Source organism: Streptomyces doebereineriae, assembly GCF_031845645.1.
GTDB classification, from domain to species: domain Bacteria; phylum Actinomycetota; class Actinomycetes; order Streptomycetales; family Streptomycetaceae; genus Streptomyces; species Streptomyces canus.
Genome location: NZ_JAVREZ010000002.1, coordinates 855,596 through 863,102, shown reverse-complemented (window position 1 = coordinate 863,102; position 7,507 = coordinate 855,596). Strand labels below are relative to the sequence as shown.

Below are 7,507 nucleotides of genomic sequence, written 5' to 3'. Positions count from 1 at the left end.
AACAACCTCGCGTATGTCTACCTGGATGCGGGTGACCTAGAGCGGGCCATCCCGCTGTACGAGGCCACCCTTAGCCAGAGCGAGCAAACTCTCGGCGACACCCACCCCCAGACCCTCGCCAGCCGCATTCACCTCGCAGGCGCCTACCAGAAGGCTGGTGACCTGGAACGGGCCATCCCGCTGTACGAGGCCACCCTCACCCAATGCGAGCAGATCCTCGGCGACACCCACCCCAACACACTCGCCAGCCGCAACAACCTCGCAGGCGCCTACCAGAAGGCTGGTGACCTGGAACGGGCCATCCCGCTGTACGAGGCCACCCTCACCCAATGCGAGCAGATCCTCGGCGACACCCACCCCCACGCCCTAGCGAGCCGCAACAACCTCGCGTATGTCTACCTGGATGCGGGTGACCTAGAGCGGGCCATCCCGCTGTACGAGGCCACCCTTAGCCAGAGCGAGCAAACTCTCGGCGACACCCACCCCCAGACCCTCGCCAGCCGCAACAACCTCGCAGGCGCCTACCAGGAGGCGGGGGATTTGGCGCGGGCCATCCCGCTGTTTAAGGCCACCCTCAGACAGCGCGAGCAGATCCTCGGTGACACACACCCAGACACCCTGCTAAGCCGCAGAAACCTCGCGGGCGCCTACCGAGCCGCCCAAGCTGTACAGCAGAGAAGTACAGCAACCCCAACGACCACAACTGACCCTCAGCAGCCGCCTACGGCCGATTGACCAGCCCATCAGACCTCAATGACCACCCGGCCGAGAGTTCGGGACGAAGAGGTCCGTGCCAGATCCTGCGGGGAACCACGGGGAACACCGGGGTACCGAGGGAACGGACCTCAAGGCACTGAGACCGCTCCGTCGCAGGTCAGAGCGGGAACCGACCCTAAAGCACCCAAGCTTCCCAAGCTGAGGTTCGGGAGCCTGTATGCACAGTTCGTTTGGCGCCGTCGTTGGTTCTGCACAACTGACACTTCGCCGAGTGCGCCGCGGCACTATGCATCTCGTGTCATTAGAAGGAGTAGTAGCCGTAACGACAGTGGTTACAGCGTTCATTGCCGTCCCGGCCACTCTGGTCGGCGCGCACTGGACCAGGCGAAGCATGGACAGAGCTGCTGATGCCGCAGTAGCCGTTGGACTTGGCCAGTCCGAGGCCGCGGTGCATGCCGCTCGGGTCCAGAGTCGTGCTGGTCGCGAGCATGCGCTGGAGAGTGAGCGTCGCGTTGCGTACACGCAGTTTCTACGTGCAGCAGACCTCCTCGTACGGGCGGTGCGAGAGCTACCAGCCATTCCCCACGAGTCCCGCAAGGGCCTACTAGATCAGAAGGTCACCGGAGTGGTTGAGGCCCAGGCAGGCGTTGCTGTGCTGGGGCCGCCGGTCATCACCGCCCAAGCGCGGGAGGTACTGAAGCAGAGCTCGGAGCTGGAGAAGTTGGCACTGCGCAGGGCCGTGCTTCGATCGGCGGTCAGCGCTCTGGAGGCCAACTGGTGCCCGCGTGATGCAGAGCTTTGCGAGGACCCGCACCATGGTTCGGCGTTCGTCGCCTGGGAGCTCCTAGCTAGATGGGGGAGCCTAGAAGACGATGAGCGGTGGGAGCAGCTCGATTTCCTGCAGTTCGTTTTGCAGGAAAGTCGCGCTCTCACCATGGAGCAGATAGATCAGGTGCTTGATGTCGCCAAATCTGTGGCCTGTTGGGACCTCATGATGGGCGGATGGGTCCGCGATCCGTTGCTAGAGCGGTTTCAAGCGGTTCGTGACGATTTCGCCGACGCCGCCTGCGGCTCCCTCGGAAGCCCTGTCATCTAGGCAAGCGAAGCACAGCGAGACGCGCTGACGGGCGGAGCGAGGACCTCGGTCCGGGCCGTCTCGAGGCCGTCCCAGGTCGCTCAGCAGTGGCCAGCATCGACCAATCACGACCACTGGGGCGTGGGGGTACTGCCTGGACCTGGGGAAACGCAGGTCACCAAGATCCCCGGCAAGGCCCAGGGCAAGAAGACACCGCAGGCCGCACCCGTCGGGGGATCCCGCAAGAAAGCGTGCACCGTGGGTGAGGCGATAAAGCAGGAAACCATTGAGGCATGACATGCAGCGCACACCTTACGTGCTTATATGCGCTCCCCCTGCGCCCCATCTCCACATACTACCCTGCGACGCCTAAGGGAAATTCTGAACCGTCCGAATCTCTATCTGCAGGGATGGGTAATGACTGAAGCGGATCAGAACCAAAACGAGGGGCCTATCGCTGAATATACAGCCCTCAGAAGCGAGATCACGACAAGAATTAGTCTGCAACACCAAGTGATCGCACTCCATTTGACAGCCGTAAGTGTTGTATTCTCCGTAGCACTATCGGGCAGTGACCGCTGGTCAATACTGCTGGTAATCCCCTTTATCTCCTACGCATCCAGTGAAATCCTGGCCTCGCTTTTTCGCACGATCGAAGGGATAGCTAAGTATATCGAAGAAGTGTTAAGTCCCAGGGTGACTGGAGGGCTGGGCTGGGAATCGTGGCTTGCCCAGAATAGACCTAACAATGAGGCGCAGAGAATCACGCATCCGTACTACTTATTATTTTCTGGAACATCTGCCGTCTCTTTGATTGCCACCGTAGTTTTCATCCTGGCCAGCGCGGATAGCACGCGCCAGCTCAACGCCTCATTCTGGGCGGCGGTTGCTGCCTGGCCACTCGCGGCCGGTGTCACAGTGCTCTCCTTCAGAGCTATCCGTCAGCTGCGCGCACCGTTCTGAGTGACCCGCTGGGGGCCCAAGCGGCATGCCTCGACGTGTCGGCCACCCGTCTGCCGTCGTTTGCATGGAAGCACCACAACCGCACCACGTCATGCCGCCCTATGCGCGCGCGTTACCCACGTCACCGTTCGAGCCGTTCGGGGTGTCCGCTACTGGTGCAACGGGCCCGGCAATCATGGCTTGTGCGAGCGCAGTGACGACCTCGGCGCGCTGCTGATCGGTCAGGTTCGCATCGGCGACGAGGCGCTCCGCGGCTAGGTAACGCGAGAACTCCAAAGGCTGATCGAAGTAGGCACGAAGGTGGCTGGCCGCAGTCTCCTGTGACCGTACGAACGTCCGGCTCACGTAACCAGCCAGGGCAGCAGCGACCGCACCCAAACCGCCGGCGACGACAGCGCCCGCCGTGGTGCTGGCTCTCAAAGCGACTATGACGAAGGCAATGAGAAGGGCGAAGCCGAGGACCATGGCAATTTGAGCGTTGCGAAAGGACCGGGAGGCCTGACCGGTGGCAATCGCGTGGTACAGGTCCAGGCGACCGTGGGTGACGGCCCACAGCTCCGGGAGGGCAAGCGCGTGGCTCCCAAAGGGCTCGGGCCTCGCGCTGGATGAGGCGTCGGCGTCCTGGTCATCTGCTTCACCCGCGTCCACATGCTCTTCGCGCGCTCTTTCGCCAGGATCTGCGTAGCGAAGTACCTGCTCAAAGTCTTCCTCTGCGGTGCGCACGCGCTTACGTGCCTCGGCGATGCGCGCCACAGCATCACGCGTGGAAGCCCACGCATCCGCACCGATGGCAGCCACAACGGCAACCCCTCCAGCCGTTGCGATCGGCACCAAGACGTCTGCGTTCATGAGCGATGAGCATGGACGTAGTCCGGTCGGACGTCCACCGGTTCACCGGACTTACACCTATCTGACAAGCACTCCCAGCGGGGCTTGCATCAATGCTGCAGTTGCCCGAGAGCGAGGGCCCTGCGGAGGGAGATGCCTACGGACGGCCCGTCTCAGTTTCCGTCTCATTCAGCCGCGTTCACGACCGTTCAGGCGCGACCCCGCCCTCGGCGCGGCACGAAGCCGGGCCATCCATGAACGCAGGTGAACGCCCGCGTACACAGCCCACCACCCCACCACCACAGTTGGAAAGCGTGTTGGGGGCAACCCCTCACGAGTTCGAATCTCGTATCCTCCGCCAGTGCCTCACCGGGCACGATGTCGAAGGGCTCCACCGCAAGGTGGGGCCCTTCGTCGTTGTCCTCTGGCTTCGGCGATCTTCCGGGCGACGTCCTTGAGCATGGCGTCCGGCACGTGCAGGTACCTCGCCCGCATGCTCGCGGAGGTGCCCGGCTCCCACCCCAGGCTCAGATCGATGACCCGGGCCGGGACACCGAGCAGTATGAGCACAGTGGCGGCCGTGTGTCTGGCGTCGTGCAGCCGGCCGTTTCCCGCTGAGCCCGAACACGGACTACCACGACTGGATGCGTCTGCTGGAATACGCGGGGGTTCCGGCGACCTGTGGACCGAGTCGGACTACGTGTTCACCAAGCCGCTCGGTGGCGCTTCCGGGGACCCGTGCTCGTATCTGGGGCGCAGACGTCAGCCCAGCAGCAGGCACTGAACCTCATCCACGGAGTAGGGCTCTACCTCGGTTTCGTCCTCTTCCATCCGTGGCAGCTGGGCCTGTGCTCCAGCGTTCTTCGCCGCGTAGCCGCGCCGTACTGCCTCCCCAGCGCGGTTCGGGCGGTGCGGTGGGCCTGGTGAGCGGTACCGGCCTTGCGCTCCCCGTTCGCCTGCATACGGCGGTACAGGCTCTCCAGGTGCTCGGGCTGCAAGCGGCCACGCCACCGTTCGCGGCACGCACTGGTAACGGAGGCAGGGGCGGGCGGCGAACGGGTGGGCTCACCTGGGCGCGGAGTGCAGTTCGCGTACCAACTGCGGGGTGAGCAGCTCGCCGGCGCGGTCGGCGAGGACGGCCATTTCGTAGCCGACGAGGCCCACGTCGCACCCTTCGGCGGCGAGGACGCCGAGGCAACTGCCGTCGCGGATACGACCGACCATGAGGAAGCCTCCAAGCATTTCGATCATGACGAGCTTCATGCCGTGGAAGCCGTGTGCCGTCGCCGCGTTCTGGGCGAGGCTGGTGATGCCGGAGACGACGGCGGCCAAGTGGTCGGCGCGATCTCGGCCGAGGCTGTCCGAGGCGGCCATGAGCAGGCCGTCGGAGGAAACGGCGACGGCATCGGTGACGCCGTCGGCGGTGCGCACGAACTCCGAGACGAGCCAGCCGAAACTCTGGACGGCAGTGGTCACGATGACGCTCCTTGGGGGTTTCTGGCTTCGGCGCGGGCGACACCTGCTCGGAAGCCGTTGAGCAGGGAGGAGACAGCAGCGGGCCTGGCGGGTGGGGGTGGGACGGAGGGGTCCTCCGCGGGGGCGAGCAGGCGGCCGGGGAGGGCGAGGAGGGCGGACAGGCCGCCGCCAGGAGTGTCGAAGAGGTGGACTTGAGCGCCTTCACCGAGGCGGTGGGCGAGTCGGCCCACGACGAGGTGGCCGAGGAACCGGGTGGGTGCGGTAACGAGGGCCTCCTCGCCGGAGCCGGAGCCGGAGAAGAGGGCGCCCGCACGTGCCTTGTCGGCTTCGGACATGCCGATGCCGTGGTCGACGACGGCGATGCTGTACGTGTCGTCCTTGGCGTCGTACCAGCCGTGCACCTCGACCAGCTCGGCCGGTGGCGAGAAGTTCAGCCCGTTCTCGATGAGTTCGGCGAGGAGGTGGGCGACATCCGCGACGGCGTGCCCACGCACCCGCACCGGCTCCACGGTCGCGATCAGAACTCGACGGTACTGCTCCACCTCGGCGACTGCGGACTGGACGACCTCCAGACCGTCGGCGGGTGCTGCCGTGGGCCTTGGCGGATTCTGCCCGGCCAGGACCAGCAGGCTTTCGGCGTTGCGCCGCATGCGGGTGGCGAGGTGATCGAGTTCGAAGAGCTCGGCGAGGGCGTCCGGGTCGAGTTCCTGCCGTTCCAGGCGCGTGATGAGGCTGAGTTGGCGACGTACGAGGCTCTGGTTCCGGCGGCCTAGATTGGCGAGCGATTCCGTGGTGTTGCGACGCAGGCCGGCCTGCTGGGCAGCCAGCTGGAGGGCCGTGTGTTCCACCTGCTGCAAAGAGGCTGCGACCTCGGCGATCTCGGCCGCACCACCCAGCAGCCGTGCATCGGGGGTGTCCTGCGCGTCCTCCGGCGTCAGGAGCTGAGCAGAGTCCTGCGGGGACTGCTGGATACGGGCGACGGCTGCGGGCAGTCGGCGGCGCGCCACGTCGTGAGCGGTGTCGGCGAGTCCACGGAGCGGGCGCGTGAGCGACCGGGAGGCGACGGCGGCGAGGCCCGCGACCAGGGCGGCGATGAGCGTGCCCGTGACGAGATAGGCGGCGAGGGCCAGTTCGGCGTCGTGGCTGAGCCGGTCGGCCCGGTTCCGTACGTCGTCACCGACCGACTGCTGGACGGCGTACAGATCGTCGACGAGTACGGTCATCGCGTCCCACCAGGTGCGGGCGTCGGCCCGCAGCGGGGAGCCGTCGGCAGCACCTTCCGCCTGTTTCTCGTAGGCGGTGGCGCGTTCGGCGTCCTCGGTCGCGAAGGCTTTCTCCAGTGCCGCGCGCTGAGATGCGGTGGCGACCTGCCGGAAGCGGGTGAGGGCGGCAACGCGGGTGGCTCGCACCTCGGTGAAGTCGATGTACTGACGGCCGTGGAAGGCGCCTTGGGCGAACACACCGTTGAGGAACCCGCGTTCGAGGGCGACGGACTCCTTGGCGGCGGCCAGCTCGCGCAACGCGGCCAGCCCGTCGCGCAGTTGGCGGTCGGCGCCGGTCGCGGTCTCCGCCACCGGATCGACGGCGTACAGGGCGTTGACGGCGCTGGTGTAGAAGGTGAGGGTCGCGGCCTGGCCGGCGGTGCCTCTGTCGGCGGCGGCTCGGATGCCGGCGAGACGCCGCAAGTGCCGCTGGACGACGTCCTCGACGGCGCTTTCGCTGCGCATACCGCGCAGCGCCGTGTCAACGCGCTTGCGCGTGGCGGAAAGCGGTGAGCGGAACTCCTCCTCGCCGCCCAACAGGCCGTTGGTCAGGCCGCGTTCGCGCTGCAACTGGTGCACCAGGGCCTGGATGCGCAGGCTGAGGCCGACCTCGGCACGGGTGGTCCGGGCATCGCCGAGGGCTTCGGCGCGGCCGTGCACGGCGAGACCGGCCACCGCCAGCAGCAAGCAGATCGGGACCGTGATGACCACCGCCACCCGGCCCCTGATGCTGCGCCAGCCAGGCATCGGCCGTCGCCCGGGAGTCGTTCGGCCCCCGTGGCGGCGTACTGAACCACCCTTGCCGAATCTGCCCTTGCCGATCGCGGCAAGCCTGCCGCGCAGCGGCCGTACGGGCATCCACACCCTCATGTCACGAAGCTAGTCCGCCCGCCGTAGCGGCCGGTTTCCTGCCTGTTAGACCGCGTGGGACATTCCGTTGCGCCGCTCTCACACCGCAGAGCAAGAGATTGTGACCACGGTGTGGGCGGGAGCGTGACGAGCGTGGTTCCTGTACTGGGTGCTCTCCCGACTCGAGGTCGCCGACATCGGAAAGGACGAGGCTCGCCAGGCCCGGCGCCTCCTGGCTGACGCCAAGCTGCACGGCCACAAGTACGCGATCGACGCCGTACTCGCTGTCATCGCACGCGCCAGCAGAAGGGCCGGGTCACCATCTTCACCTCGGACG

Annotated in this window: 6 protein-coding genes and 1 pseudogene; 3 read left to right on the top strand and 4 right to left on the bottom strand. The window is 66.2% G+C overall.

The window, feature by feature from the left end:
* The 3 genes from RNB18_RS09525 to RNB18_RS09515 all read left to right on the top strand — a co-directional run.
* On the top strand, positions 1-735 hold a 735-nt coding region (locus RNB18_RS09525), incomplete at its 5' end, for a tetratricopeptide repeat protein (RefSeq protein WP_311713663.1).
* 607 nt (positions 736-1,342) lie between these two features.
* On the top strand, positions 1,343-1,813 hold the full coding sequence (locus RNB18_RS09520) for a hypothetical protein (protein WP_311713662.1): 471 nt from the start codon (positions 1,343-1,345) through the stop codon (positions 1,811-1,813).
* Positions 1,814-2,209: 396 nt separating this feature from the next.
* The gene (locus RNB18_RS09515) at positions 2,210-2,755 is read left to right on the top strand and encodes a hypothetical protein (protein WP_311713661.1); all 546 of its coding nucleotides are present in this window, start codon (positions 2,210-2,212) and stop codon (positions 2,753-2,755) included.
* A gap of 99 nt (positions 2,756-2,854) precedes the next feature.
* Here RNB18_RS09515 and RNB18_RS09510 read toward each other — a convergent pair whose 3' ends face one another.
* The 4 genes and pseudogenes from RNB18_RS09510 to RNB18_RS09490 all read right to left on the bottom strand — a co-directional run bounded on the left by RNB18_RS09510 (position 2,855) and on the right by RNB18_RS09490 (position 7,191).
* A complete protein-coding gene (locus RNB18_RS09510) occupies positions 2,855-3,604 on the bottom strand; it encodes a hypothetical protein (protein WP_311713660.1) in 750 nt (249 codons plus the stop codon).
* 345 nt (positions 3,605-3,949) lie between these two features.
* Positions 3,950-4,584 (bottom strand): annotated as a pseudogene (locus tag RNB18_RS53645) (site-specific integrase); the annotation flags it as partial.
* 64 nt (positions 4,585-4,648) lie between these two features.
* Positions 4,649-5,059 carry a roadblock/LC7 domain-containing protein gene (locus RNB18_RS09495; protein ID WP_189781019.1) on the bottom strand — a complete coding sequence of 137 codons (411 nt, stop codon included), beginning with the start codon at positions 5,057-5,059 and terminating at the stop codon, positions 4,649-4,651.
* Entirely contained in the window at positions 5,056-7,191 is a 2,136-nt protein-coding gene (locus RNB18_RS09490; RefSeq protein WP_311713659.1) for a sensor histidine kinase, read from the bottom strand. Before RNB18_RS09490 ends, RNB18_RS09495 begins: the two co-directional genes overlap by 4 nt.
* Positions 7,192-7,507: the final 316 nt, after the last annotated feature.